General features: G+C 64.5%; 19 protein-coding genes. 2 read left to right on the top strand and 17 right to left on the bottom strand.

The features are described from left to right. Window positions 1-61: 61 nt before the first annotated feature. Window positions 62-2,155, top strand: a complete 2,094-nt coding sequence (locus RTN46_RS07735; RefSeq protein ID WP_312180325.1) for an FAD-dependent oxidoreductase — start codon at window positions 62-64, stop codon at window positions 2,153-2,155. A 53-nt stretch (window positions 2,156-2,208) separates the two neighbouring features. On the opposite strand, the gene tuf is transcribed toward RTN46_RS07735, so the two are convergent. From tuf to rpoB, 17 genes are all read right to left on the bottom strand, one after another. Beyond that, complete coding sequence (tuf, locus tag RTN46_RS07730; RefSeq protein WP_312180323.1) at window positions 2,209-3,399, bottom strand: elongation factor Tu; 1,191 nt, start codon at window positions 3,397-3,399, stop codon at window positions 2,209-2,211. Between the two features lie 229 nt (window positions 3,400-3,628). Then, complete coding sequence (gene fusA, locus RTN46_RS07725; protein WP_312180321.1) at window positions 3,629-5,743, bottom strand: elongation factor G; 2,115 nt, start codon at window positions 5,741-5,743, stop codon at window positions 3,629-3,631. A gap of 114 nt (window positions 5,744-5,857) precedes the next feature. Beyond that, a complete protein-coding gene (rpsG, locus tag RTN46_RS07720; RefSeq protein WP_055239342.1) occupies window positions 5,858-6,328 on the bottom strand; it encodes a 30S ribosomal protein S7 in 471 nt (156 codons plus the stop codon). Between the two features lies 1 nt (window position 6,329). Next, the gene (rpsL, locus tag RTN46_RS07715; RefSeq protein WP_055239341.1) at window positions 6,330-6,704 is read right to left on the bottom strand and encodes a 30S ribosomal protein S12; all 375 of its coding nucleotides are present in this window, start codon (window positions 6,702-6,704) and stop codon (window positions 6,330-6,332) included. A 340-nt stretch (window positions 6,705-7,044) separates the two neighbouring features. Further along, complete coding sequence (locus RTN46_RS07710) at window positions 7,045-7,836, bottom strand: IclR family transcriptional regulator C-terminal domain-containing protein (RefSeq protein WP_312180318.1); 792 nt, start codon at window positions 7,834-7,836, stop codon at window positions 7,045-7,047. Between the two features lie 19 nt (window positions 7,837-7,855). Beyond that, entirely contained in the window at window positions 7,856-8,536 is a 681-nt protein-coding gene (locus RTN46_RS07705) for a 3-oxoacid CoA-transferase subunit B (RefSeq protein ID WP_312180317.1), read from the bottom strand. Further along, complete coding sequence (locus tag RTN46_RS07700) at window positions 8,533-9,216, bottom strand: 3-oxoacid CoA-transferase subunit A (protein WP_312180315.1); 684 nt, start codon at window positions 9,214-9,216, stop codon at window positions 8,533-8,535. Before RTN46_RS07700 ends, RTN46_RS07705 begins: the two co-directional genes overlap by 4 nt. 15 nt (window positions 9,217-9,231) lie before the next feature. After that, window positions 9,232-10,434 carry a thiolase family protein gene (locus RTN46_RS07695; RefSeq protein ID WP_312180314.1) on the bottom strand — a complete coding sequence of 401 codons (1,203 nt, stop codon included), beginning with the start codon at window positions 10,432-10,434 and terminating at the stop codon, window positions 9,232-9,234. Window positions 10,435-10,547: 113 nt separating this feature from the next. Continuing rightward, window positions 10,548-10,955, bottom strand: a complete 408-nt coding sequence (gene pcaC / locus RTN46_RS07690; RefSeq protein ID WP_312180313.1) for a 4-carboxymuconolactone decarboxylase — start codon at window positions 10,953-10,955, stop codon at window positions 10,548-10,550. Between the two features lie 24 nt (window positions 10,956-10,979). Continuing rightward, window positions 10,980-11,780 (bottom strand): alpha/beta fold hydrolase, encoded by an 801-nt coding sequence (locus tag RTN46_RS07685; RefSeq protein WP_312180312.1) that lies wholly within the window; start codon window positions 11,778-11,780, stop codon window positions 10,980-10,982. Next, window positions 11,777-13,174 carry a lyase family protein gene (locus RTN46_RS07680; RefSeq protein WP_312180311.1) on the bottom strand — a complete coding sequence of 466 codons (1,398 nt, stop codon included), beginning with the start codon at window positions 13,172-13,174 and terminating at the stop codon, window positions 11,777-11,779. Before RTN46_RS07680 ends, RTN46_RS07685 begins: the two co-directional genes overlap by 4 nt. 4 nt (window positions 13,175-13,178) lie before the next feature. Further along, window positions 13,179-13,745, bottom strand: coding sequence for a protocatechuate 3,4-dioxygenase subunit alpha (gene pcaG, locus RTN46_RS07675; RefSeq protein WP_312180309.1), 567 nt, complete (start codon window positions 13,743-13,745; stop codon window positions 13,179-13,181). Next, on the bottom strand, window positions 13,745-14,569 hold the full coding sequence (pcaH, locus tag RTN46_RS07670) for a protocatechuate 3,4-dioxygenase subunit beta (RefSeq protein WP_312180308.1): 825 nt from the start codon (window positions 14,567-14,569) through the stop codon (window positions 13,745-13,747). The genes pcaG and pcaH overlap by 1 nt, the downstream gene beginning before the upstream one ends. A gap of 144 nt (window positions 14,570-14,713) precedes the next feature. Then, on the bottom strand, window positions 14,714-15,910 hold the full coding sequence (locus RTN46_RS07665) for a 4-hydroxybenzoate 3-monooxygenase (protein WP_312180307.1): 1,197 nt from the start codon (window positions 15,908-15,910) through the stop codon (window positions 14,714-14,716). 134 nt (window positions 15,911-16,044) lie between these two features. Further along, window positions 16,045-16,839, bottom strand: a complete 795-nt coding sequence (locus RTN46_RS07660; protein ID WP_312180305.1) for an IclR family transcriptional regulator — start codon at window positions 16,837-16,839, stop codon at window positions 16,045-16,047. 113 nt (window positions 16,840-16,952) lie between these two features. Further along, a complete protein-coding gene (locus RTN46_RS07655; protein ID WP_312180304.1) occupies window positions 16,953-20,843 on the bottom strand; it encodes a DNA-directed RNA polymerase subunit beta' in 3,891 nt (1,296 codons plus the stop codon). A 190-nt stretch (window positions 20,844-21,033) separates the two neighbouring features. Continuing rightward, on the bottom strand, window positions 21,034-24,534 hold the full coding sequence (gene rpoB / locus RTN46_RS07650) for a DNA-directed RNA polymerase subunit beta (protein WP_312180303.1): 3,501 nt from the start codon (window positions 24,532-24,534) through the stop codon (window positions 21,034-21,036). A 606-nt stretch (window positions 24,535-25,140) separates the two neighbouring features. Between rpoB and RTN46_RS07645 the strand changes: the two genes are divergently transcribed. Continuing rightward, the coding region (locus tag RTN46_RS07645; protein WP_312180302.1) for an acetyl-CoA C-acetyltransferase at window positions 25,141-26,306 on the top strand (1,166 nt) is incomplete at its 3' end.

Below are 26,306 nucleotides of genomic sequence, written 5' to 3'. Positions count from 1 at the left end.
ACCCGTGCCAGTGGATCCCCGCCCCGGTGCCCGCATGTTTCCGCACGCCTTCACACCCGGCATGATCGGCACGATGGCCCTGCCGCACCGGATCCTCATGGGCTCCATGCACCTGAACTTTGAATCCGATCCCCGGGCCCTGGGCGCTTTCTACGCGGAGCGGGCAGCCGGGGGCGCCGCTCTCATCGTCACCGGCGGTGCAGCCATCAACCGGCACGGTTCCGGCGGCAGGACTTATCTGGTTACGGACGAGGGCGCTTTCGAGGACGCTGCCGGAGCGGCGCTGGAGGCCGTGCACGACGCCGGCGGGCGGCTGGCGCTTCAGCTCTTCCACGCCGGGCGGTATGCCTTCGAAGCGACCTACGGGCTGCGGCCTCTCGCCCCCTCCCCCGTCTTCTCGGCTTTCTCCCGGGCCACCCCTGTGCCGATGAACGAGGAGCAGATAGCCCGGACCCTGGAAGATTTCGGCGCGGCGGCCCGGCTGGCCCGGGCCTTGGGCTTCGACGCTGTGGAGATCATGGGTTCGGAAGGCTATCTGGTCAATCAGTTCGCCTCGGCCGCGACAAACCTGCGCGATGACGCCTGGGGCGGGGACGCCCTCCGGCGGCAGGCCTTTCCGTTGGCGGTGCTGGCCGCGGTCCGGGCCGGGACCGGCCTGGATTTTCCGGTGGTCTTTCGGATGTCCGGAGATGACCTGGTGGCCGGGTCCAGTCCCCCGGAGGAATACCGCCGGCTGGCGTCCGCATTGGCGTCCGCCGGGGCAGATGCGCTTAACATCGGGATCGGGTGGCACGAATCCCGGGTCCCCACGGTTCAGGCCCTTGTGCCGCACGGGAGCTGGCTTCCGGTGGCGGCCCGGATCCGGGCAGCCCTGGCCGGGGCTGCCCGGCAGGTGCCAGTGATTGGTTCCAACCGGATCAACTCCCTGGCCCAGGCCGAGACCGCCCTTGCCCTCGGCAACGTGGACTTTGTGTCCATGGCCCGGCCGTTCCTCGCCGATCCGAGGATCGTGGCCAAAAGCGCCGCCGGCCGGCCCGAGCTGGTGAACACCTGCATTGCCTGTAACGAGGCATGCATCGACCGGTCGCTGGGCCCGGAGCCGGTCTCCTGCCTGGTAAATCCACGGGCGGGACGGGAAACGGAGTACCCGATTTCCCTCCCAGTCGCCGGGCAGGGAGCGGGCCATGCTGGGGCACGGCTGCTCCCGGCGCGTCCCACGGTTGCCGTGGCAGGCGCCGGACCCGCAGGGCTCCAGGCCGCGGCGGCGCTGGCTGCTCATGGCGTCCATGTGGTCCTGTTCGACGCCGCCCCAGAGATCGGCGGGCAGTTCCTGCTGGCCGGGAAGGTGCCGGGTAAGGCTGACTTTCTGCAGACCATCAGGTACTTCACGCAGGAACTGCCCCGGCTGGGTGTGGAGATTCGGACCGGAATCCGGGTGGAGGCCGGCGACCTGGCCGGATTCAGCCACGTGGTGGTGGCCACCGGCGTACTGCCGCGGACCCTCGCCCTGCCCGGCCAGTCCCGGCTTCCCGTCCTGGACTACCGGGAGGCCTTCGCGGATCCGGCGGCTCTGCGGGGCCGCATCGCCGTCGTCGGAGCCGGCGGGATCGGCGTGGATCTGGCGCACCTGCTGATCCAGCCAGCCCCTGGCCAGCCGGAGAACCGGTCCGAGGAGACCGGACGCTTTGCCCGGGAACACCTGGGTTCCAAAGACCGCGCGGTGCACGGGAGCAGAATAGACGTTACGCTCCTGCGGCGCGGCGGCCGGATCGGTGAGGGGATCGGCCCGTCAACCCGCTGGGCGGCCCTGCAGGCGCTGCGGGCTGCCGGGGTGCGGATGCTAACAGGGGTTACCTATCAGCAGGTGACAAGCGAGGGGCTGCTGGTGACCGGCGCGGAAGGCGCAGATCAGCTGATCCGGGCCAACGCCGTCGTTGTGGCAGCCGGGCAGGTGGAAAACAGGGAACTGGCCTCCGGGCTTGAGGCAGCGCGGGTTCCGTTCACGGTGATCGGCGGGGCAGCCGATGCTGCAGGACTGAACGCGGTGCGTGCCTTCACCCAGGGCCTGGAATGCGGCACCTCGCTGGCCGCCTCCCTGGGGGCACACGGCGGTGCCGGTGTCCGCCCGGAACGCAAGAAGGCCCCGCTGCCGTAGCAGCGGGGCCTTCTCAATGCTGAACCGAACGGTCCGAGCGTCAGATCATCAAATTACTTGATGATCTTGGTGACGCGGCCGGATCCAACGGTGCGGCCGCCTTCGCGGATAGCGAAGCCGAGGCCCTCTTCCATTGCGATCGGCTGGATCAGTTCAACGGTCATTTCGGTGTTGTCACCGGGCATAACCATTTCCGTACCCTCGGGCAGGGTGATAACACCCGTGACGTCGGTGGTGCGGAAGTAGAACTGCGGGCGGTAGTTCGAGTAGAACGGGTTGTGACGGCCACCCTCGTCCTTGGACAGGATGTAGACGTTAGCCTCGAAGTCGGTGTGCGGGGTGATGGAACCCGGCTTGACGACAACCTGGCCACGCTCTACGTCTTCGCGCTTGATGCCGCGGAGCAGCAGGCCACAGTTCTCGCCGGCCCATGCTTCGTCAAGCTGCTTGTGGAACATCTCGATACCGGTAACCGTGGTCTTCTGGACCGGACGGATGCCGACGATCTCGACCTCGGAGTTGATGGCAAGGGTTCCACGCTCGGCGCGGCCCGTAACAACGGTGCCACGACCGGTGATCGTGAAGACGTCCTCGATCGGCATCAGGAACGGCTTGTCCTTGTCGCGAACGGGGTCCGGCACGTTGTTGTCAACGGCTTCCATCAGCTCTTCGACGGAAGCAACCCACTTGGGGTCGCCTTCCAGTGCCTTCAGGCCGGAAACGCGAACGACGGGAGCGTTGTCGCCGTCGAACTCCTGGGAGCTCAGCAGTTCGCGAACTTCCATTTCCACGAGGTCAAGCAGTTCCTCGTCGTCAACCATGTCGGACTTGTTCAGTGCGACCAGCAGGTAGGGAACACCAACCTGGCGGGCAAGCAGAACGTGCTCGCGGGTCTGAGCCATCGGGCCGTCAGTAGCGGCAACCACGAGGATCGCGCCGTCCATCTGAGCAGCACCGGTGATCATGTTCTTGATGTAGTCAGCGTGGCCCGGGGCGTCAACGTGTGCGTAGTGACGCTTCTCGGTCTGGTACTCAATGTGCGAGATGTTGATGGTGATACCGCGCTGGCGCTCTTCCGGCGCGGAGTCGATAGCAGCGAAGTCGCGCTGCTCGTTCAGGTCAGGGTACTTGTCAGCAAGCACCTTTGAAATGGCAGCGGTCAACGTGGTCTTTCCATGGTCAACGTGACCAATGGTGCCGATGTTGACGTGCGGCTTAGTCCGCTCGAACTTTGCCTTCGCCACGGGTTCCTCCTAGAAAGGTTAGAAGACTCAATCACCAGCCGCGCTTCTCGCAACTGATCCGATACAAGTCTACTGGGGGGCTGTTATTTTGATGAAATTGCCTCGTGCGGCGGTCCCTTGCAGGTGCCGCTCAGTCTGGCCGCGCAACCTGTGTCTTCAGGATTTTAGTCCCTGGACCGGGCTGCGCACGGCCGGTGTTCCGAAGTGATCCGGAACACCGGCCAGGGTCTTACTCGCCGCGCGTCTTCTGGATGATCTCGTCGGCTACTGCCTTCGGGACCTCTGCGTAGCTGTTGAACTGCATCGAGTAAACGGCGCGGCCCTGGGTCTTGGACCGCAGGTCACCGATGTACCCGAACATGCCGGACAGCGGAACGAGGGCACGAATGACCTTCACGCCGCTGGCGTCTTCCATCGACTGCATCTGCCCGCGGCGCGAGTTGATGTCACCGATGACTTCACCCATGTATTCCTCAGGGGTGCGGACTTCGACATCCATGATCGGTTCAAGCAGAACCGGGCTTGCCTGCCGTGCAGCTTCCTTGAAAGCCTGGCGGCCGGCGATCTTGAACGCCATTTCCGAAGAGTCGACGTCGTGGTAAGCGCCGTCGATCAGCGTTGCCTTGATGCCCACCACCGGGTAGCCGGCAAGGATGCCGTCGGTGAGTGCGCTCTGGATACCCTGGTCAACGCTGGGGATGTATTCGCGCGGAACACGGCCACCGGTGACCTTGTTCTCGAACTCGTACATAGCGCCTTCAGAGGTATCCAGCGGGGCGATCGCGATCTGGATCTTCGCGAACTGGCCCGAACCACCGGTCTGCTTCTTGTGCGTGTAGTCGTAGCGTTCCACCGTGCGGCGGATGGTCTCGCGGTAAGCAACCTGGGGCTTGCCCACGTTGGCTTCGACGCGGAACTCGCGGCGCATACGGTCCACCAGGATGTCCAGGTGGAGCTCGCCCATGCCGGCGATGATGGTCTGGCCGGTGTCTTCGTCGAGGGAGACCTGGAAGGTCGGATCCTCTTCGGAGAGCTTCTGGATAGCCGTGGAGAGCTTCTCCTGGTCACCCTTGGTCTTCGGCTCGATGGCCACGGAAATCACGGGCTCCGGGAAGCTCATGGATTCCAGCACGATCGGGTTCTGAAGGTCGCACAGGGTATCCCCGGTGGTCGTGTCCTTCAGGCCGATGGCGGCGTAGATGTGGCCAGTCGTGATCTCGTCGACCGGGTTTTCCTTGTTGGCGTGCATCTGGAAGAGCTTTCCGATGCGCTCCTTCTTCTGCTTGGTCGCGTTCATGACCTGGGCGCCGGAAGCAGCGTGACCGGAGTACACGCGGATGTAGGTCAGACGGCCGAAGAACGGGTGCGTCACAACCTTGAAGGCCAGAGCCGAGAACGGAGCGTTGGCATCAGCGGCGCGTTCGAGGGTGACCTCTTCGTCGCGGATGTCGTGGCCCGTGATGTTCGGGACGTCGAGCGGGCTCGGCAGGTAGGCGACGACGGCGTCAAGCATCGGCTGAACGCCGCGGTTCTTGAACGCGGAGCCGCACAGCACCGGGTAGACCTCAGAGTTGACGGTCAGCTTACGAATGCCGGCCTTCAGCTCTTCAACGGTGATTTCTTCACCTTCGAGGTACTTCTCCATCAGCTCTTCGCTGGCTTCGGCCACGGTCTCCACGAGCTGTGCGCGGTACTCTTCGGCCTTTTCCTGCATGTCTGCGGGGATCGGCTCAACTTCGTACTTGGCACCCATGGTGACGTCACCCTTGGCATCGCCGCGCCAGGTCAGGGCACGCATTTCGAGGAGGTCAACGACGCCCTCGAATTCGCTTTCAGCACCGATGGGCAGCTGGAGAACCAGCGGCTTGGCGCCGAGGCGGTTGATGATGGTGTCGACGGTGAAGTAGAAGTCAGCGCCGAGCTTGTCCATCTTGTTGACGAAGCAGATACGCGGAACGTTGTACTTGTCAGCCTGGCGCCAAACAGTCTCAGACTGCGGCTCCACGCCTTCCTTGCCGTCGAATACGGCTACGGCGCCGTCGAGCACGCGCAGGGACCGCTCAACCTCGACAGTGAAGTCAACGTGACCCGGCGTGTCGATGATGTTGATCTGGTTGTTGTCCCAGTAGCACGTGGTAGCTGCGGAGGTAATGGTGATACCCCGCTCCTGCTCCTGTGCCATCCAGTCCATCGTCGAGGCGCCGTCGTGGGTCTCGCCGATCTTGTGGTTGACACCGGTGTAGAACAGGATGCGCTCGGTGGTAGTGGTCTTGCCGGCATCAATGTGCGCCATGATGCCGATGTTGCGGACCTTGTTGAGGTCGGTAAGCACGTCGAGTGCCACGGTTTCTCCCTAGTTTTGGTTCTGGCCCCGCCGGTCATCCATTCGGCCTTCGGCCCCGAGGCCCGCCGAAGCGGGCCGCAGGGCCTGGGCTGAAGAGAATCTGGGAAAGGCTTGTTACCAGCGGTAGTGGGCGAAGGCCTTGTTGGACTCGGCCATCTTGTGGGTGTCTTCGCGACGCTTGACAGCAGCACCAAGACCGTTGGAGGCATCCAGGATTTCGTTGCGGAGACGCTCAGTCATCGTCTTCTCGCGGCGGGCCTTGGAGTAGCCAACCAGCCAGCGCAGTGCCAGGGCAGTTGCGCGGCCGGGCTTGACCTCAACGGGAACCTGGTAGGTGGCGCCGCCAACGCGGCGGGACTTGACCTCAAGGCTCGGCTTGATGTTGTCCATGGCCTTCTTCAGGGCTGCAACCGGATCCTGTCCGGTCTTCTCCTGTGCTCCGGCGAGGGCACCGTAGACGATGCGCTCGGCGGTGGACTTCTTGCCGTCCACGAGGACCTTGTTGATCAGCTGCGTGACCAGCGGGGAGCCGTAAACGGGATCGACTGCGAGCGGCCGCTTGGGGGCCGGACCCTTGCGGGGCATATTACTTCTTCTCCATCTTCGCGCCGTAGCGGCTGCGAGCCTGCTTGCGGTTCTTGACACCCTGGGTGTCAAGTGCGCCGCGAACGATCTTGTAACGGACACCGGGCAGGTCCTTCACACGACCACCGCGAACCAGCACGATGGAGTGTTCCTGCAGGTTGTGACCCACACCGGGGATGTAGGCGGTAACTTCCACGCCACCGTTGAGGCGGACGCGGGCTACCTTGCGCAGAGCCGAGTTCGGCTTCTTCGGGGTGGTGGTGTAAACACGGGTGCAAACACCACGACGCATCGGGCTGCCCTTAAGGGCGGGAGCCTTGGTCTTGGAGACCTTGGGTGAGCGGCCCTTCCGGACCAGCTGCTGAATCGTAGGCACTTATCAGTTCTCCGTTTATCTCGAGATAGATTCTCTGGTTGCAACGCCGGGCTGCGGGCTGACTACAGCCTCAGGCGACGCTTTTCAAAGTTTTTGCCGCAGTGCCCCCGAGACGTTCCGTTGAACCGAAAGCGACCGTAGGCGTGCAAAAGTGTGGCATTCGTTGCACAAGAACCCTGCAACCCGGAAACAGGCCCCCACCCGCACTTCGGAGTTGAATCCGGAGAACATGCGAGCGGCCTTCATCCACTGCCACACAAACAATTGTTATAAGTTTAGCAGACTTCACACGCGGTCTTGGACCGCGGTCCGCCAGGCTGCCGATGGGGAGAGCGGAGACTCAGCTCCTCGCCGCCAGTGCCTGCGTAATTTTTCGTGAAGCCTCCTGCAAATGCGGCAGCACGGAGGCCGTCGCTTCCTCCAGTGTAGGGCCATCCAGGCCGAGCGTTGCCTGCATCGAGGTATTCAGGGCCGCAATCACGGCTCCCGTGGGGCTGAAGATCGGCACGGCCACGGAGCGCAGCCCCTGTTCCAGTTCCTGGTCCACCACGGCCCATCCCTGCTCCCGGACCCGCTGCACCTCTGCCCGGAGGTCCGCCTCCGAGGTCAGGGTCCGCTCGGTGAGGGGCAGCAGATCCACCTCTGCAAGGTAGGCCGCCAGCCGGTCCTCCGGGAGCCCGGCGAGCAGGACCCGGCCCATGGACGTGGCGTAGGCAGGGAACCTGGTCCCGACCGTGATCCCGACCGTCATCAGGCGCCGCGTATGGATCCGGGCCACATAGACGATCTCATTCCCGTCCAGGATGGAGGCCGACGTCGATTCGTGGATCTCCCGGGACAGATCCTCGAGCAGGGGCTGGGCCAGCTGCGGGAGTGTCTGCCCGGCGAGGTAGGAATAGCCGAGCTGGAGGACCAGTGCAGTCAGTTCGAAGCTCCGGCCGTCTGTCCGGACGTAGCCGAGTTCGACGAGGGTGAGCAGGAACCGCCGGGCCGTGGCCCGGGTCAGCCCGGTGCGCCGGGAGACATCGCTGAGCGTCATCTGCACGTGTTCGGCGTCGAAAGCCCGGATCACCGACAGTCCACGGGCCAGTGACTGTACGTACTGGTCACTGGCCGCGATCGTTTCGCTCATTCATCCCCCATTGCAGGTTTTAGGTTGCGTCGGCGGACGGCGCGATCAACGGCACGTCCACCTTGGCGGCAAGTTCCTCGAAGCTGATCCCGTAGGTTTCGCGAACGTGGACGCCGTCCTCCTTCAGGAGGAATACCGCTTCATTAGTGTAGACGCGGGTGACGCATCCAACTCCAGTCAGCGGGTAGGAGCATTCGGCGACCAGTTTGCTGACGCCTTCCCGGGTGAAGAGGGACATCATGACATAGACATCCTTGGCACCGGTGGCCAGGTCCATGGCGCCGCCCACTGCGGGGATGGCGTCCGGGGCTCCGGTGTGCCAGTTAGCCAGGTCGCCGGAGGCCGAGACCTGGAACGCACCCAGCACACAGACGTCCAGATGCCCGCCGCGCATGATCGCGAAGGAGTCTGCGTGGTGGAAGTAGGAGGCGCCGGGAAGTTCCGTGACCGGGATCTTGCCGGCGTTGATCAGATCGCCGTCAATTTCCTCACCCTGGGCTTCCGGGCCCATGCCCAGCATGCCGTTTTCGGTATGCAGGGTGACGTGCTGCTCGGGTTTGAGGAAGTTGGAGACGAGAGTTGGCTGCCCGATCCCCAGGTTTACGAAGGAACCGGGAGCGATGTCCCGGGCTACCAATTCCGCCAGCTGGTTGCGGTCAAGCTTGTCGCTCACGATGGTATTTGCTGCTTTCTCGCTCATGCTGCTGCCGGTGCTTTCTCACGGGATACCTGGACCAGGGTATTCACGTAGATCCCCGGGGTCACGATGATCTCCGGGTCAAGATCCCCTGTCTCAACGATTTCCCTGACCTGGACAATGGCGTTCTTCGCCGCCGCTGCCATGATGGGGCCGAAGTTCCTGGCGGTCTTGCGGTAGATCAGGTTGCCGGTTGTGTCTGCTTTCAGGGCCTTCACCAGCGCGAAGTCGGCGTGGATCGGGGTCTCGAAGACGTAGCCGCGGCCGTCGATCATCCGGGTTTCCTTGCCCTCTGCCAGCGGAGTGCCGTAGGCGGTCGGCGTAAAGAAGCCGCCGATTCCGGCACCCGCGGCACGGATGCGTTCGGCGAGGTTGCCCTGCGGCACCAGTTCAAGCTCGATCTCCCCGGCACGGAACTTCGCGTCGAAGATGTGCGAGTCGGACTGCCGCGGGAAGGAGCAGATGATCTTCCGGACCCGGCCGGCACCGATGAGTGCAGCCAGCCCTTCTTCGCCGTTGCCGGCGTTGTTGTTGACGACCGTCAGGTCCTTGGCACCCTGGCGCAGCAGCGCCTCGATTAGCTCGACGGGCTGCCCGGCTTTGCCGAAGCCGCCGATCATCACGGTCGCTCCGTCGTAGATCGGCGCGACCGCTTCGTCGACATCCTGCAGAATTTTCAGCACGGTTCTCCTGGAAAGTTAGGCTTTGGTGTTTTCAAGTACGACGGCGAGGCCCTGGCCGACGCCGATGCAGATGGCGGCGACGCCCCAGCGCCCTCCGGTGGCCTCCATCCGGCGGGCAAGCGTGCCGAGGATCCGGGTACCGGAGGCACCGAGCGGATGGCCGATTGAGACGGCGCCGCCCCAGGCATTGACGATTTCGGGGTCAATGTCCCACGCGTCTATGCAGGCCAGTGACTGGGCGGCGAAGGCTTCGTTGAGTTCGATGGCGGAAACGTCGCTCCAGGAGATCCCGGCGCGCTTCAGCGCAGTGCTGGCTGCTTCGACCGGTGCGTAGCCGAAATACTGCGGTTCGTTGGCGGCCGCTCCCCTGCCGGCGATGCGGGCCAGGGGTTCCAGGCCGAGTATCTGCCCTGCCGCTTCGCTGCCCAGCCAGGCGGCGGAGGCGCCGTCGTTCAGCGGCGAGGCGTTGCCGGCGGTGACGGTGCCACCCGAGGGCCCTTCGGAGAGCGGGCGGAACACAGTCTTCAGCGTGCCCAGCTTCTCCACGGTGGAACCTTCACGGATGCTCTCATCCCGGGCAAGGTCGACGCCGTCCACAGTGACCGTCAGGTTGTCGTAGCGTCCTTCGTCCCAGGCCTTGGCGGCGAGCTCGTGCGAACGCGCTGCGAAGGCATCCTGCCGTTCCCGTGTGATGCCGTATTTCTCGCGCAGCTGCTCGGTGGCCTCACCGAGGGAAACGGTCCATTCCCGGGGCATGTTCTGGTTGACCAGGCGCCAGCCCAGCGTGGTGGAGGCCAGGGTCTGGTCTCCGGCCGGGTATGGCTTTTCATTCTTCGGCAGGACCCAGGGCGCGCGGCTCATGGACTCGGTCCCGCCGACGAGCATCAGGTCTGCGTCGCCCGTGTTGATCTGCCGGGAGGCGATCATGGCGGCGTCCAAGGAGGAACCGCAGAGGCGGTTCACCGTGGTGCCGGGGATCGAGACCGGGAGGCCGGCCAGCAGGGTGGCCATGCGGGCGACGTTGCGGTTTTCCTCGCCCGCGCCGTTGGCGTTTCCGAAGATCACCTCATCGATGCGTTCGGGGTCGAGGCCCGGCGCCCGTGAGACGGCGGCCTGCACCACCTGGGCGGCGAGGTCGTCGGGCCGCACTGCTGCGAGGGCGCCGCCGAAACGTCCGAACGGGGTCCGGACGGCGTCGTAAATGTAGGCCTGGTTCACCTTGGTTCCTCTGGCTTGGTACTGCCTCGCGTGTTCGTGGATCGAACACGCGTACAAGATGCGAATTTATCGAAGAATGTCCGTTTGCGCCAGCCCCGTTCGAATGCGGCGGTTTACGACTCGGCGGCGTCCAGTTCGGCGAAGACACCCTGCGCAACCTTGAAGGCAGAGTTGGCCGAGGGCACGCTGCAGTAAATGGCTGACTGCAGGATGATTTCCTTGATTTCGTCGCGGGTCAGGCCGTTGGAAAGGGCTGCGCGCACGTGCATCGCCAGTTCCTCCAGATGCCCGTGCGCGATCAGCGCGGTAAGCGTAATGGCGCTGCGCATGGTCCGGTCCAGGCCCGGACGGGTCCAGATGGTGCCCCAGGCATAGCGCGTGATCATGTCCTGGAAGTCGGAGGTGAACTCGTCTTTGGCTGCGTTGGCCCGGTCCACGTGGGCATCTCCGAGCACCTGGCGGCGAACGGCCATGCCCTCGTCGTAGATTTCCTGCTGGGTCTTGGCGCTGTTCTCGCTCACGGAATCGCTTTCTCTTTAGCCGGGTTAGTTGGCAGGGCCGAAGAAACTGCTGAGCAGCTTCGCGGTCACCGCAGGTTGTTCGGCCGGCACCAGGTGCGCGGCATCGGGGACGACGGCGGAACGCCCGTCGGGAACGCCGGCTGCGATGAGCTCGGCGAAGGACGCGGGGGTGACGGCGTCCTCGGCTCCGGCCACCGCGAGCACGGGAGCCGAAATGCCGCCCAGGCGCTCCCGGACATCGAACTCAGCCAGGGCCTGGCAGCAGTAGGCGTAGGAGAAGCGGTCGGCGTCCTGCAGGGAATGGAGCAGGGCAGCTGAGGTTTCTTTGTCCCGCTCGATGAAGCCTTCGGCGAACCAGCGCTGCGCTGAACCGATCAGGACGGCCGGCGTGCCCTGGCCGCGCACTGTTTCGGCGCGCGCTTCCCAGCCCTCGGCGTCTCCGATTTTGGCTCCGGAGCAGAGGATGGCCAGTTTCCGGAAAGCCTGCGGGAAGTCGAGTCCCAGCTGCAGGCCGACTGCTCCGCCCAGGGAGACCCCGGCGTAATAGAGGTCTTGGGAGGCGGAGATGTCTCCGGCAGAGACCACGCCGTCCACGAGGCCATGGACTGCTGCGGCCAGTTCCGCCAGGCTGAAGCCTTCTGCTGCTTCCGGGCTGTTGCCGTGACCGGGCAGGTCCCAGGCGATGACCGTGTACCCATCCAGCTGCGCCGCGGTGCTGCTCCACAGGGCGGTGCCGGAGGTTCCGAGGGACGGTCCGGCGATCAGGACGGGGGCATCCGGGCCGGCATTGGAGAGTTGGGTTGCTTTAATCTGCGGGACGCTCACGCGTTAGTCCTTCCGGGGTAGGCCGAGACAATTCGGTCGATCAGGGCATCTGACTGCCCCAGGTAGTTGGCAGGATCCAGGAGCTCGGTGAGTTCCTGGTCCCCGAGCTGTCCGGCGGGAACGGCCCCGCGCAGCAGCTCGGCAAAGTCTTCGCCGGCCAGGGAGCGGGCCACCAGTTCCTGGACGCGTTTTTTGCCCTGCCCGGGCACTCCGCCGTCCAGCAGTGGAGCAACGCGTGCCATCACTTTTTCGCTCACGACCAACGGGCCGGCGAGCTGCAGGTTCCGGGCCACGGCACCAGTGTGGACTGTCAGTCCCTCGGTGAGTTCGGCCAGTTTCGCCACCGCTCCCCCGGCCAGCCGCAGCAGCTGGCGCAGGGCCTGCCACTCGACATGCCAGGATCCGCCGGGCCGTTCATCGTCCGCTGCTCCGGCTGCGGCCTGCAGCATCACGGCGTAGCCGGGTGCCGCCAGGGCGGCGCTGCGGATCAGGACGGAGAGCACGGGATTCTGCTTTTGCGGCATGGCCGAGGAACCGCCGCGGCCGGCTTCGCGCGGTTCGCTGACTTCGCCGATTTCCGGGCGGCTCAGCAGCAGCACGTCGTTGGAGATCTTTCCTGCGGCCGCGAGCAGGTCCGCCAGGGACGCGCCCAGGTGGGTGACCGGGAGCCGGTTGGTTTGCCACGGTGCCACGGGAACGGCGAGGCCCAGCCTGCCGGCCAGGTCCGCGGACAGATCCAGGGGGCTGCGATCCGCCGCATCGGCGGCGGCAGTGAGGGCCGCCATGGTGCCGGAGGCGCCGCCCCACTGCAGGGGCAGGGCCGCTGCAGTGGTGTCCAGCGCCGCGGTGGCCTGCCCGATTCCGTGGAGCCACTGCGCGGCTTTCAGGCCGAAGGTTGACGGCAGGGAATGCTGGGTCAGGGTGCGGGCCACGCTGACGGTTCCGGCATACCTGTGTGCCAGCGCCCCGAGGGCGGTTTCCACCCGGCGTGCGTCCGCCAGGATGGTCTCCAGCGCGCGGGAGGCCATCAGCATTAGTGCTGAGTCCAGGATGTCCTGGCTGGTGGCCGCCTTGTGGATGGGGCCGGCGGCGTCTGGGGCCTCGGCGCGGACCAGTGCCCGCAGGTCGGCCAAGAGGGGAATAACGGGATTTCCGCCGCCCTGCGCCCGCGCTGCCAGGTCCGCAATGTCATATCGCGAAGCCTGGCAGGCGGGAGCAACGGCGTCCGGAACCCCGGGGTTGATCAGGCCCGCGGAAGCGAGCACCCGCAGCCACTCGAGTTCGACGTCGAGCATGGCCTGCAGCAGTGCCTCGTCGGAGGTCAGCGCTGCGGCGCGGGTGCCGGCCCATGCCGGCGACAGTAGTCCGTAGTCGGCAGTATCCGCGGAGCCCAAGGGATTACGCCCCCGGGTAGGCGAGGAAGACGGTCTCGTCTTCGCCCTGCAGCTTGATGTCCCAGCGCAGGCCGCCGTCGGCCTCGCGCGCGGCGATCAGGGTGCGGCGGCGGTCCTCCGGCAGGGAGGAGAGCAGCGGATCCTTGGCCAGGGCTGCTTCGTCGTCCGGCAGGTACATGCGGGTGTGGAGCTTGTTCAGCAGTCCGCGGGCGAAGACGACCACCGAAATGAACGGTGCGGAACCTTCCTCGGTCGGCCCGGGATTCACCGTGGTGAAGGTGTAGTTACCCACGTTGTCGACGGCGGCGCGGCCCCAGCCGGTGAAGGTGTAGCTGTCGCGGACCAGCGACCCCGTCTTCTGCGGGATGCTGCCGTCTTCATCCGCCTGCCAGATTTCCAGCAGGGCGTCGGGAATGACTTCGCCGGCACCGTCGCGGACTGTGCCCTGGACCCGAATGGCACCCTTGGCGCCTGGGTGGACCAGTTCGTTGTCCTTCGGAAAAGGCAGCGCGTAGCCGTAGAACGGTCCGACCGTCTGCCCGGGGGTTGCGGTGAGTTTCTGCTCGCTCATTACTCTGCGTCCTCGTCTTCCATCCAGGTGCGGTTGCTGCCGGTGAGCACGATGTCCCAGTTGTAGCCGGTGCTCCACTCGTGCTGGGTCAGGTTGTGGTCGTACGTGGCCACAAGCCGGTCCCTGGCTTTCTGGTCGGTAATCGACTGGTAGATCGGGTCCAGGGAGAACAGCGGATCGCCCGGGAAGTACATCTGGGTGATCATGCGCTGGGTGAAGTCGGTGCCGAAGAGGGAGAAGTGGATGTGCGCCGGGCGCCAGGCGTTGTAGTGGTTCTTCCACGGGTACGGTCCGGGCTTGATGGTGGTGAAGCGGTAATTGCCGTCGTCGTCCGTGATGCAGCGGCCCACGCCGGTGAAGTTGGGATCGATGGGTGCCGGGTGCTGGTCGCGCTTGTGGATGTAGCGGCCGGCGGAGTTGGCCTGCCAGATTTCCACCAGCTGGTTGCGCACCGGGCGGCCGTTGCCGTCGAGGACGCGGCCTGCGACGACGATCCGCTCACCGAGGGGTTCGCCGTTGTGCTGGATGGTCAGGTCCGATTCGAGGGCGTGCACGTCCTGGTGGCCGAACGCCGGGGACCACAGTTCGATCGTCTCGGGGTCCGTGTGGTGCGGATCCTTGGTGGGGTGGCGCAGGATGGAACTGCGGTACGGGCGGAAGTCCAGACGCGGCTGGGTCTCTTCGGCGTCACCGTTTTCCAGGCCCTTGCGGTACGCAGCGTGGACGTCCTGGATCTCCGCGGTGATCTCATCCTGCGAGCTCTGCGCCGAGTCCGGGCCCTCCACTGGCTGGCCCTGGGGGAACAGACCGTTTTCCGTCTCCATGATTTTTCCTTTCAAAAGGATGCGTACACGACGCGTCCTCGTCATCGTCATCGTCCAAGCATCCCAGTGGTTTCTACCACATTACACGCTTGTTCACTTTGTGGACGTGCGTTCACAATACGAACGCGGTGGTGCCTGACGGTGTTACTTTTCCGGCCAGCCGGTGTAAGCCTCGGCCAGGTAGGCCTGGCCATGACGGGAGGAAACAACCCCGTGCAGTTCTCCGAGGGCCCGCTTGCGCTCGAACGGGCTGGCGTCCGTGCGGGTGTGCAGCATCGAAGTCATCCAGTAGGAGAAGTTCTGCGCGCGCCAGACCCGCTGAAGAGCCTTGTCGCTGTAGCCGTCCAGCAGCTCCGCGGACTTTGTTGCATAGAAGGAGTCGATGGCTTCAAACAGGACCTTAACGTCCGCGAGGGCCAGGTTCAGTCCCTTGGCGCCGGTCGGCGGAACCGTGTGCCCTGCGTCGCCGGCCAGGAACATATTGCCGTAGCGCATCGGCTCGCAGACGTAGCTGCGGAACTTCAAGACTGTCTTCTCGAAGATCGGACCGCGCTTGAGTGTGAAGCCGTCGGGTCCGTCCACCCGGCGCTGCAGTTCCGCCCAGATCTGCTCCTCGCTCCAGGCGTCGGCGTCCTCGTTCGGATCGCACTGGAAGTACATCCGCTGGACATTGTCATTGCGCTGGCTGATCAGGGCGAAGCCGTAGTCGGAGTTGGCGTAGATCAGTTCCGGGGCGCTCGGCGGCGCTTCGGTCAGGATACCGAACCAGGCGAACGGATATTCGATGAAGTTATCCGTGCGCAGTTCCTTGGGGATGGAACGCTTGCAGATGCCCTGCGAGCCGTCCGCGCCGACCAGGATGTCGCAGTGGACTTCGAAGTCGGTTCCTTCAGCGTCCGTAAAGCGGATCTTGGGGACGGCGGTCGTCTGGTCCAGCACTTCGGTGCCGGTGACGGCGTAGCGGACGTCGCCGTTATCCCGTTCCCGGGCTGCGGCCAGGTCCACAAAGACCTCGTTCTGCGGGTAGAGCCAAACCGACTCCCCCACCAGGTCCTCGAAGTCGATCCGGTGGCTGACCCCGCCAAAGCGCAGTTCGATGCCGTCATGCTTGTAGCCGTCGGTCAGCACCCGGTCGCTGACGCCGCCCTCGGTCAGCATGCGAACGCTGCCGTGCTCCAGGATGCCTGCACGGTGGGTGGTGCGGATGGTTTCATGGTCGCGCTTTTCCACCACAATGTTTTCGATGCCGGACTTCGCGAGCATGTGGGAGAGCATCAGGCCTGCGGGTCCGCCTCCGACGATGCCGACTTGGGTCTTGATGACGGTGCGGTCTGCAGCCAATGCAAATACTCCTTCGGGACAGGGAAAAACCCAGGGGCCGGAATGCCCCCTGACTCAAGTGTGAGGACCCACACACCGTGGAGCGAGGTGGTTCTCATTCAATGAGAACCATGGCGCGCAGAAGTCCTCGGCTCCTAGTATTCGGGCTCATCCGGGAGTCCATCGCGTGGGCCTGCCCCAGCAGAGTTGGCCCCAAGTCCACGCGAGATGCCCCGGGCCGCGGTCATCAGGGCCGGAACGGTGGCCGCCGTGTTCTCCCGGCCCAGGGGCACCACTACCCCCAGGGCGGCTACCGCGGTGCCCAGCGGACCGAAAATGGGCACGGCTATGCCGGTGGTGTGGGGATCGACGACGCCGGGCAGGGTCGCGCTGCCCTCCCGCCGGATATTCGCCCACTGCCGGCGCAAGGCCTCCGGTGCCACAAGTGCCTCCGGAACCTCCCGGCGGCGGGCCAGGAACGCTTCCTGGACGTGCCGCGGCGAGTGGGCCATCATCACCATTCCGGACGAAGAAATGTGCAGCGGCAACCTGCCTGCGACCTTGGCGAAGTTAGAGACGGAGCCGCGGCTGGAAAGCCGTTCGATAAAGAGCACCTCGTCATCCTGCAGCACGGAGAGCTGGGTGTGCTGGCGGATGACGGCTTGGATGTCCTCCATAAAGGGCATGGCCACCTGCCGCAGATCAAGCGCAGAGGAGCTGCGGTTGGCAAGTTCCCAGAGCCGCAGGCCCAGCCGGAGCTCGCCGTTGCCGCCGCGCTGCAGGAGGCGCAGCGACACCAGTTCTCCTGCCAGCCGGTGCGTTGTCGAGAGCGGCAGGCCGGCCCGCTGGGCCAGGGTGGCGGCAGGCATAGCGGGGTGCTCGGCATCGAAGGCGGAGATTAACCGCACGATGCGCTCTGCCATTGAGTCGCCGGAGGGGGAATTGGCCATACCCATTACTCTGGCACAACGCCGCCGCTGCGGACGTCCGGCTCCGTGGCAGGAGTTAAACGGGGAAGGACCCCGCCCAAAGGCGGGGTCCTTCCATCTAGCTATGCTCCGGTTTAGCGGAACTCGCTGCCCATGTCGTAGTCATCCAGCGGGATGGCGTGGAACTCGGGGCTCAGGCCGCCGTCAACTCCGGCGTAGTCGAAGTCGCTGAAGGCGCTCGGACCGGTGAAGAGATTGGCCTTTGCTTCCTCAGTCGGTTCGACAGTGACCTCGGTGTAACGGGGCAGGCCCGTTCCGGCCGGGATCAGCTTACCGATGATGACGTTTTCCTTCAGGCCAAGCAGCGGATCGCTCTTGCCTTCCATGGCCGCCTGCGTCAGGACGCGGGTGGTTTCCTGGAAGGAAGCTGCGGAGAGCCACGACTCGGTCGCCAGGGACGCCTTGGTGATGCCCATGAGCTCCGGACGTCCGGCGGCGGGGCGCCGGCCTTCGGAGACAACGCGGCGGTTCTCGCTCTCGAAGCGGCGACGCTCGGCCAGCTCACCCGGGAGCAGGTCGGAATCGCCGGACTCGATCACGGTCACGCGGCGCAGCATCTGCCGGACGATGACTTCCACGTGCTTGTCGTGGATGCCAACACCCTGGCTGCGGTACACGCGCTGGACTTCGTCCACCAGGAATTCCTGTGCCTTGCGCGGGCCGAGGATACGGAGGATCTGCTTGGGATCCACCGCACCTGCAACCAGCTGCTCGCCAACCTCGACGTGGTCGCCGTCGGCAACCAGCAGGCGGGCACGGCGCAGAACCGGGTAAGCGATTTCCTCGGAGCCGTCATCGGGAGTGACAACCAGACGCATCTGGCGGTCGGTCTCTTCGATGGTGACCCGGCCGGCCGTCTCGGAGATCGGAGCAACACCCTTAGGGGTACGTGCTTCGAAGAGCTCCTGGATACGGGGCAGACCCTGGGTGATATCTTCCGCCGAGGCAACACCACCGGTGTGGAAGGTACGCATGGTCAGCTGGGTACCCGGCTCACCGATGGACTGGGCGGCGATGATGCCGACAGCCTCGCCGATGTCCACGGTCTTGCCGGTGGCCAGCGAACGGCCATAGCAAAGGGCACAGGTTCCGACGGCCGACTCACAGGTCAGCACGGAGCGGACCTTGATGTCGGTGACTCCGGCGTTGAACAGCTTCTCGATCAGCACATCGCCGACGTCGTCGCCGCCCTTGGCCAGGACATTGCCGTCCGCATCGGAGACATCGGTAGCCAGCGTACGGGCGTACGCCGAGTTCTCGACCTCTTCGTGCAGCACCAGCTCACCGTTGTGGTCCGGAACCGCGATCGTGACGTTCAGGCCACGCTCGGTACCGCAGTCCTCCTCGCGGACAATAACGTCCTGCGAGACGTCCACCAGACGACGGGTCAGGTAACCCGAGTTGGCGGTACGCAGTGCGGTATCAGCCAGGCCCTTACGGGCACCGTGGGTGGCGATGAAGTACTCCAGCACCGACAGGCCCTCACGGTAGGAGGACTTGATCGGGCGCGGAATGATCTCGCCCTTCGGGTTTGCCACCAGGCCACGGATACCGGCGATCTGCCGGACCTGCAGCCAGTTACCTCGGGCACCCGAGGAAACCATGCGGTTGATGTTGTTCTCGATCGGCATGTTGTCGCGCATAGCCTTGGCGACTTCATTGGTTGCCTGGTTCCAGATGTCGATGAGTTCCTGACGGCGCTCGTCTTCAGCGATCAGGCCCTTGCCGTACTGGGATTCGACCTTTGCTGCGCGTGCTTCGTAAACCTCCATGATGGCCGGCTTATCGATCGGAGCAGCGATGTCAGAGATCGCGACGGTGACGCCCGAGCGGGTTGCCCAGTAGAAACCGGAATCCTTCAGGTTGTCCAGCGTTGCCGCGGTGACGACCTTCGGGTAACGCTCGGCGAGATCGTTCACGATCTTGGAGAGCTGGCCCTTGTCCGCAACTTCCTCGACCCACGGGTAGTCCGCCGGCAGGGTCTGGTTGAACAGAACCTGGCCCAGCGAGGTGGGGATGAGGGCAGGAGTGCCTTCTTCCCAGCCTTCCGGAGCCGGCTGCGAATCGCTGGGGACGAAGCCCTCGACGCGGATCTTGACCGGAGCGTTAAGGTGCAGTTCGCCAAGGTCGTGCGCCATGATGGCTTCCGCCATCGAGGAGAACACGCGGCCTTCGCCCGCTGCGCCCTGACGCTTGGTGGTCAGGTGGTGCAGGCCGATGATCATATCCTGCGAAGGCAGGGTGACCGGACGGCCGTCCGACGGCTTCAGGATGTTGTTCGAGGACAGCATCAGGATGCGGGCTTCAGCCTGGGCTTCGGGGCTCAGCGGCAGGTGCACTGCCATCTGGTCACCGTCGAAGTCAGCGTTGAAGGCGCCACAGACCAGCGGGTGCAGCTGCAGGGCCTTGCCCTCAACCAGCTGCGGTTCGAAGGCCTGGATACCGAGGCGGTGAAGGGTAGGTGCACGGTTGAGCAGCACCGGGTGTTCGGTGATGATCTCCTCGAGCACGTCCCAGACCTGCGGACGGAAACGCTCGACCATACGCTTGGCGCTCTTGATGTTCTGTGCGTGGTTGAGGTCAACCAGGCGCTTCATCACGAACGGCTTGAAGAGCTCCAGCGCCATCTGCTTGGGCAGGCCACACTGGTGCAGCTTCAGCTGCGGGCCAACGACAATCACGGAACGGCCGGAGTAGTCAACGCGCTTGCCGAGCAGGTTCTGGCGGAACCGGCCCTGCTTGCCCTTGAGCATGTCCGAGAGCGACTTCAGCGGGCGGTTGCCCGGTCCGGTGACCGGACGGCCGCGGCGGCCGTTGTCGAACAGGGAGTCAACGGCTTCCTGGAGCATCCGCTTTTCGTTGTTCACGATGATCTCGGGAGCACCGAGGTCAAGCAGCCGCTTCAGACGGTTGTTGCGGTTGATCACGCGGCGGTACAGGTCGTTGAGGTCGGACGTCGCGAAACGGCCGCCGTCGAGCTGGACCATCGGGCGCAGTTCCGGCGGGATCACCGGGACAGCGTCGAGGACCATGCCCATCGGGCTGTTCGACGTAGTCAGGAACGCGTTAACAACCTTCAGGCGCTTCAGGGCACGCGTCTTGCGCTGTCCCTTGCCGTTCTGGATGATTTCGCGCAGGTTCTCGGACTCTGCCTGCATGTCGAAGTCTTCAAGACGCTTCTTGATCGCTTCGGCACCCATGGAGCCTTCGAAGTACAGACCGTAGCGGTCGCGCAGTTCGCGGTAGAGGCCTTCGTCGCCCTCGAGGTCGCCGACCTTGAGGTTCTTGAAGCGCTCCCAGACCTGCTCGAGGCGTTCGATGTTGTTGTCGGCGTCGCGGCGGACCTTGGCCATCTGGCGGTCGGCGGAGTCGCGGGCCTTCTTCTTGTCGGCAGCCTTCGCGCCTTCACCTTCGAGGCGGGCAAGCTCGTCCTCGAGGTCCTTGGCGATGATGGCGATGTCGGAGTCGCGCTGGTCAACGAGGTGCTTGCGCTCCAGGTCGTGCTCGGCCTGCAGGTTCGGCAGCTCGGTGTGGCGGTTTTCTTCGTCCACCGAAGTGATCATGTAGGCAGCGAAGTAGATGACCTTCTCAAGGTCCTTCGGTGCCAGGTCCAGCAGGTACCCCAGACGGGAGGGGACACCCTTGAAGTACCAGATGTGCGTGACCGGAGCGGCCAGTTCGATGTGGCCCATCCGCTCGCGGCGCACCTTGGCCCGGGTCACCTCGACGCCGCAGCGCTCACAGATGATGCCCTTGAAGCGCACGCGCTTGTACTTACCGCAGTAGCATTCCCAGTCGCGGGACGGACCGAAGATCTTCTCGCAGAAAAGACCGTCCTTTTCCGGCTTCAGGGTTCGGTAGTTAATGGTTTCCGGCTTTTTGACCTCGCCGTATGACCAGTTGCGGATTTCATCCGCAGTGGCGAGGCCGATTCGCATGAGGCCGAACGTGGAATCGTTGGACATTGGTCCCTGTTCTCTCTTGTTCTCTAAATCTGAATGTCTCGGGTACGGGAAGAAGGTGTGTGGCCCCGCCGGGCCTGGGTCGGCGGCAACGAAATTCCTAGCTCGCAGAGCTCGCAAGGAATATTAAAGCCGCCTCGTCCAGGCCCTTTGGGGGCCGGTCCTGACTCCCGAGGGAGCCAGGACCAATCCACTAAACTTCTTCGACGGAGCTCGGCTCTGCGCGGGACAGATCAATACCCAGCTCTTCCGCGGCCCGGAAGACTTCTTCATCCGAGTCACGCATTTCAATCGTGTTGCCCTCGGTGGAGAGTACTTCCACGTTCAGGCAGAGCGACTGCATTTCCTTGATGAGCACCTTGAACGATTCCGGAACGCCGGGCTCCGGGATGTTCTCACCCTTCACGATGGCTTCGTAGACCTTGACGCGGCCGTGGATGTCATCGGACTTGATGGTGAGCAGTTCCTGCAGGGTGTACGCGGCGCCGTAGGCTTCCAGGGCCCAGACTTCCATTTCACCGAAGCGCTGGCCGCCGAACTGTGCCTTACCACCCAGCGGCTGCTGGGTGATCATGGAGTACGGACCCGTGGAGCGTGCGTGGATCTTGTCATCAACAAGGTGGTGCAGCTTCAGGATGTACATGTAGCCAACGGAGATCGGATCCGGGAACGGCTGGCCGGAGCGGCCGTCGAAGAGACGGGCCTTACCAGCAGCACCGATCAGGCGGTCGCCGTCGCGGGTCACGTTCGTGGAGTCCAGCAGGTTGGTGATTTCATCCTCGCTGGCACCGTCGAACACCGGGGTCGCAACGGTGGTGGGGCCGGATTCGCGCGGCAGCGACGGCAGATCCTTGACCCACTCCGGCTCGCCTTCGATCTTCCAGCCCTGCTTGGCAGCCCAGCCCAAGTGGATTTCCAGGACCTGGCCAACGTTCATTCGGCCCGGAACACCCAGCGGGTTCAGGACGATGTCAACCGGGGTTCCGTCTTCCATGAACGGCATGTCCTCGATCGGCAGGATCTTGGAGATAACGCCCTTGTTGCCGTGGCGGCCGGCCAGCTTGTCGCCGTCCGTGATCTTGCGCTTGTGGGCAACGTAGACGCGCACCAGCTGGTTGACGCCCGGGGGCAGCTCGTCGTCGTTGTCACGGTCGAAGATACGCACGCCGATGACGGTGCCCGACTCGCCGTGGGGAACCTTCAGGGAGGTGTCGCGGACTTCGCGGCTCTTCTCGCCGAAGATGGCGCGCAGCAGGCGCTCTTCGGGGGTTAGTTCCGTTTCGCCCTTCGGGGTTACTCGGCCAACCAGGATGTCCCCTGCTTCGACCTCGGCACCGATGTGGATGATGCCGCGCTCGTCAAGCTGGGAGAGCACTTCCTCGGACACGTTCGGGATGTCCCGCGTGATTTCCTCGGCACCGAGCTTGGTGTCGCGGGCATCAACTTCGTGCTCCTCGATGTGGATCGAGGTCAGAACATCGTCGGAGACCATGCGCTGCGAGAGGATGATGGCATCTTCGTAGTTGTGGCCTTCCCAGGACATGAACGCGACCAGCAGGTTCTTGCCCAGTGCCAGTTCGCCCTGGTCGGTGGAGGGGCCATCGGCGATAACGTCGTTGACCTCGACCCGGGTGCCCTCGGAGACGATCACGCGCTGGTTGTAGGCGTTGCCCTGGTTCGAGCGCGCGAACTTCATGATCGGGTAGCTGGTCTCGGTGCCGTCGTCGTTCATCACGGTGACAAGCTCAGCGGAAACCTCGGTGACGACGCCGGGCTTCAGCGCGGTGACTGAGTCACCGGCGTCGATGGCTGCGTACTTCTCCATGCCGGTGCCCACAACGGGACGCTCGGAACGGAGCAGCGGGACGGCCTGGCGCTGCATGTTCGCACCCATGAGGGCACGGTTGGCATCGTCATGCTCGAGGAACGGAATAAGGGCGGTTGCCACCGACACCATCTGGCGCGGGGAAACGTCCATGTACTCGACCTCGGTCGGCTCCACGAGCACAGGCTCGCCGGATCCACCGCGGGCACGGACGAGGACGAGGTCCTCTTCGAAGTGGTTGTCGGCACGCAGCGGGGCGTTTGCCTGCGCGATCGTGCGCTCGACTTCGTCGTCTGCCGTCAGGTAATCGACCTGGTCGGTAACAACACCGTCGACAACCTTGCGGTACGGGGTCTCGATGAAGCCAAAGGCGTTGATCCGGGCGTAGGAAGCCAGCGAACCGATGAGGCCAATGTTCGGGCCTTCAGGGGTTTCGATCGGGCACATACGGCCGTAGTGCGACGGGTGGACGTCTCGGACTTCCATGCCTGCACGGTCACGGGACAGACCGCCCGGGCCCAGTGCGGACAGACGGCGCTTGTGCGTCAGGCCAGCCAGCGGGTTGTTCTGGTCCATGAACTGCGAGAGCTGGGAGGTTCCGAAGAACTCCTTGATCGCAGCAACGACCGGACGGATGTTGATCAGGGTCTGCGGCGTGATGGCCTCGACGTCCTGGGTCGTCATCCGCTCACGGACAACACGCTCCATGCGGGAGAGGCCGGTGCGGATCTGGTTCTCGATCAGTTCGCCCACTGCGCGGATGCGGCGGTTGCCGAAGTGGTCGATGTCGTCGACCTCAACGCGGATGTCGACGGTCTCGCCGTCGCGCTGGCCCGGAATGGTCTTCTCGCCGGCGTGCAGCGCAACGAGGAACTTGATCATGGCGACGATGTCGTCATTGTTCAGGACCGAAGCGTCAGGATCACCGATCGGCTTCTCGACGCCCAGCTTGCGGTTGATCTTGTAGCGGCCAACCTTGGCCAGATCGTAGCGCTTCGGGTTGAAGTACAGGTTCTCCAGCAGCGTCTTGGCAGCCTCAACCGTGGGCGGCTCTCCCGGACGGAGCTTGCGGTAGATGTCCAAGAGGGCATCTTCCTGCGTTTCCGTGGGGTCCTTCTCCAGGGTGGCGCGGATCGAGTCGTACTCGCCGAAGGTTTCCAGGATCTGGCCTTCGGTCCAGCCCAGTGCCTTCAGCAGGATGGTGACGGACTGCTTGCGCTTGCGGTCCAGGCGGACGCCCACCTGATCGCGCTTGTCGATTTCAAGTTCAAACCAAGCACCGCGGGAAGGGATGATCTTCGCGGTGTAGATGTCCTTGTCACTGGTCTTGTCCGCGGTGCGTTCGAAGTAGGCGCCCGGGGAACGGACCAGCTGGGAGACGACGACTCGCTCGGTGCCGTTGATGACGAAGGTACCCTTGTCGGTCATCAGCGGGAAGTCGCCCATGAACACGGTCTGCTGCTTGATTTCGCCCGTGTTGTTGTTCATGAACTCGGCCTTGACGTACAGCGGTGCCGAGTACGTTGCGTCCCGGTCCTTGCACTCCGCCATGGTGTACTTCGGGTCAGCGAATTCAGGCTCCGAGAAGCTCAGGGACATGGTGCCCTGGAAGTCTTCAATCGGGGAGATCTCTTCGAAGATGTCCGAGAGGCCGGAAGTGGTGGCGAAACCCGTCTCGCCCGCTTCCTGTGCCTTCTTTAGGCGTTCCTTCCAGCGTTCATTGCCGACGAGCCAGTCAAAGCTGTCCGTCTGCAGGGCAAGAAGATTGGGAACATCCAGCGGTTCGTGAATCTTAGCGAATGAAATCCGGGACGCTGTGTTCTCCGGATTGGTAGCGGTTGCATTATTAGAGGTGCTCGAGGCGACCAAGAGGGATCCTTCCACAGACCTTCAGGCGTGTTTCGCGCTCCCCCTCTGCACTGACGGACCTGGTCCGCGTGCGTCCTCCCGGGCAACGCGCGTCGAAGCTGTTCAATACACTGCGTGAAAACACCGCGTGACACTTGTATTTGAACGATCCGGACGCCGCCTGGCCCGTGACACAGCCCACCGCTATATGAAGGCTGAAGGTTAAGAGAGGGAAGCAAATATCTACTATATGGCATTGGGGACACAGAAGTCTACCCGGTAATCGAAACCCCTGCCAGCTCTACCCTGGATCCGGAGCGGGAAACCCGAAGGTTCCTGGCTGCGGCGTCCTGTTACGGGGAGCTACGGGCGCGGTGCCAGCGTACCGATTTGAGGCTGGCTAGGAATAAGCGTACCCCAAGTCCGCCTGGTGTGCGCGATTTCTCTTCCGCGGACACCCAGCCACCGGTCCGGCGCTGTCCCTCCCCTAGCCAGCAGCGGTCCGGCGGCGGAAGTCCGCCACCCCGCGGCCCGCCTGACGGTGTGTCCCGCGCCACGCGCAAAAGGTACCCTTGGGGCAACTGATTCCTTCGATAGTTTTCCCTTCGACGAGAGTGGACTGGCCGCATGAGCACTTCCGCAGCAGCAGGATCCGGAACCGACGCCGCCACGGAGGTGGTGATCGTGGGCGGGGCCCGCACCCCGCAGGGACGGCTGAACGGCCAGCTCGCAGCGTTCACCGCCGTCGAGCTGGGCGCCTTTGCCATTGCCGGCGCGCTGGAGCGCTCCGGGGTGGCGGCCTCCCAGGTCGACACCCTGATCATGGGCCATGTTGTCCAGGCCGGCTGCGGACAAAACCCGGCACGCCAGGCAGGGATCAAGGCCGGACTGGGCTGGGACGTGCCGGCGGTGACCATCAACAAGGTCTGCCTCTCCGGCCTGGCGGCGATTACCGATGCCGCCCGCCTCATCCGGAGCGGTGAGGCCACAGTGGTCGTTGCCGGCGGCCAGGAATCCATGACCCACGGCCCGCACGTGTTGCCGGGATCCCGGCAGGGCTGGAACTACGGCAACATGTCCGCAGTTGATTCCGTCGCCTATGACGGCCTCACCGATGCCTTCGACAACGAGTCGATGGGCGCATCCACGGAACGCGGCAATGCCGCGCTCAGCATCGGCCGCACGGCGCAGGACGAAGTGGCTGCCGCCTCCCACCAGCGCGCGGCAGCGGCTGCCGCCGCCGGAATATTCGACGTCGAAATCGCTCCGGTGAGCGTGCCGCAGCGCAAGGGTGATCCGCTGGTGCTGACGGCGGACGAGGGCATCCGCCCCTCCACCACCACTCAGACGCTGGCCGGCCTGCGTCCGGCCTTCGCCGCTGACGGAACCATCACGGCGGGGAACTCGTCGCCGCTCTCCGATGGCGCCTCCGCCGTTGTGCTGGCGTCCCGCGCCTTCGCCGAGGAACAGGGCCTGGAGATCCTCGCCGTTGTGGGCATGCCGGGACAGGTCGCTGGTCCGGACAACAGCCTGCATTCCCAGCCCTCCAACGCGATTGCCCAGGCCCTCAAGCGTGCCGGATGGGCCGCCGGGGACCTGGACTTCGTGGAGATCAACGAGGCATTCGGCTCGGTCGCCGTACAGTCGCTCCAAGAGCTGGGGATGGACCTGGCCGACTGCAACATCCACGGCGGCGCGATCGCGCTGGGCCACCCGATCGGCGCCTCTGGCGCACGGCTGGCGCTCCATGCCGCCCACGAACTGAACCGGCGCGGCTCGGGGCGTGCCGCCGT

It is taken from the genome of Arthrobacter sp., assembly GCF_031988865.1.
GTDB lineage: Bacteria > Actinomycetota > Actinomycetes > Actinomycetales > Micrococcaceae > Arthrobacter_B.
This window is presented reverse-complemented; position numbering and strand designations above follow the sequence as displayed.

Excerpts from the sequence above, each read along its gene's own strand:
- RTN46_RS07710 (WP_312180318.1), bottom strand. The coding sequence starts at position 7,836 with ATGAGCGAAACGATCGCGGCCAGTGACCAGTACGTACAGTCACTGGCC.
- pcaG (WP_312180309.1), bottom strand. The coding sequence starts at position 13,745 with ATGAGCGAGCAGAAACTCACCGCAACCCCCGGGCAGACGGTCGGACCG.
- pcaH (WP_312180308.1), bottom strand. The coding sequence starts at position 14,569 with ATGGAGACGGAAAACGGTCTGTTCCCCCAGGGCCAGCCAGTGGAGGGC.
- rpsG (WP_055239342.1), bottom strand. The coding sequence starts at position 6,328 with ATGCCCCGCAAGGGTCCGGCCCCCAAGCGGCCGCTCGCAGTCGATCCC.
- RTN46_RS07735 (WP_312180325.1), top strand. The coding sequence starts at position 62 with ATGATCGGCACGATGGCCCTGCCGCACCGGATCCTCATGGGCTCCATG.
- RTN46_RS07660 (WP_312180305.1), bottom strand. The coding sequence starts at position 16,839 with ATGGCCAATTCCCCCTCCGGCGACTCAATGGCAGAGCGCATCGTGCGG.
- RTN46_RS07705 (WP_312180317.1), bottom strand. The coding sequence starts at position 8,536 with ATGAGCGAGAAAGCAGCAAATACCATCGTGAGCGACAAGCTTGACCGC.
- RTN46_RS07655 (WP_312180304.1), bottom strand. The coding sequence starts at position 20,843 with ATGTCCAACGATTCCACGTTCGGCCTCATGCGAATCGGCCTCGCCACT.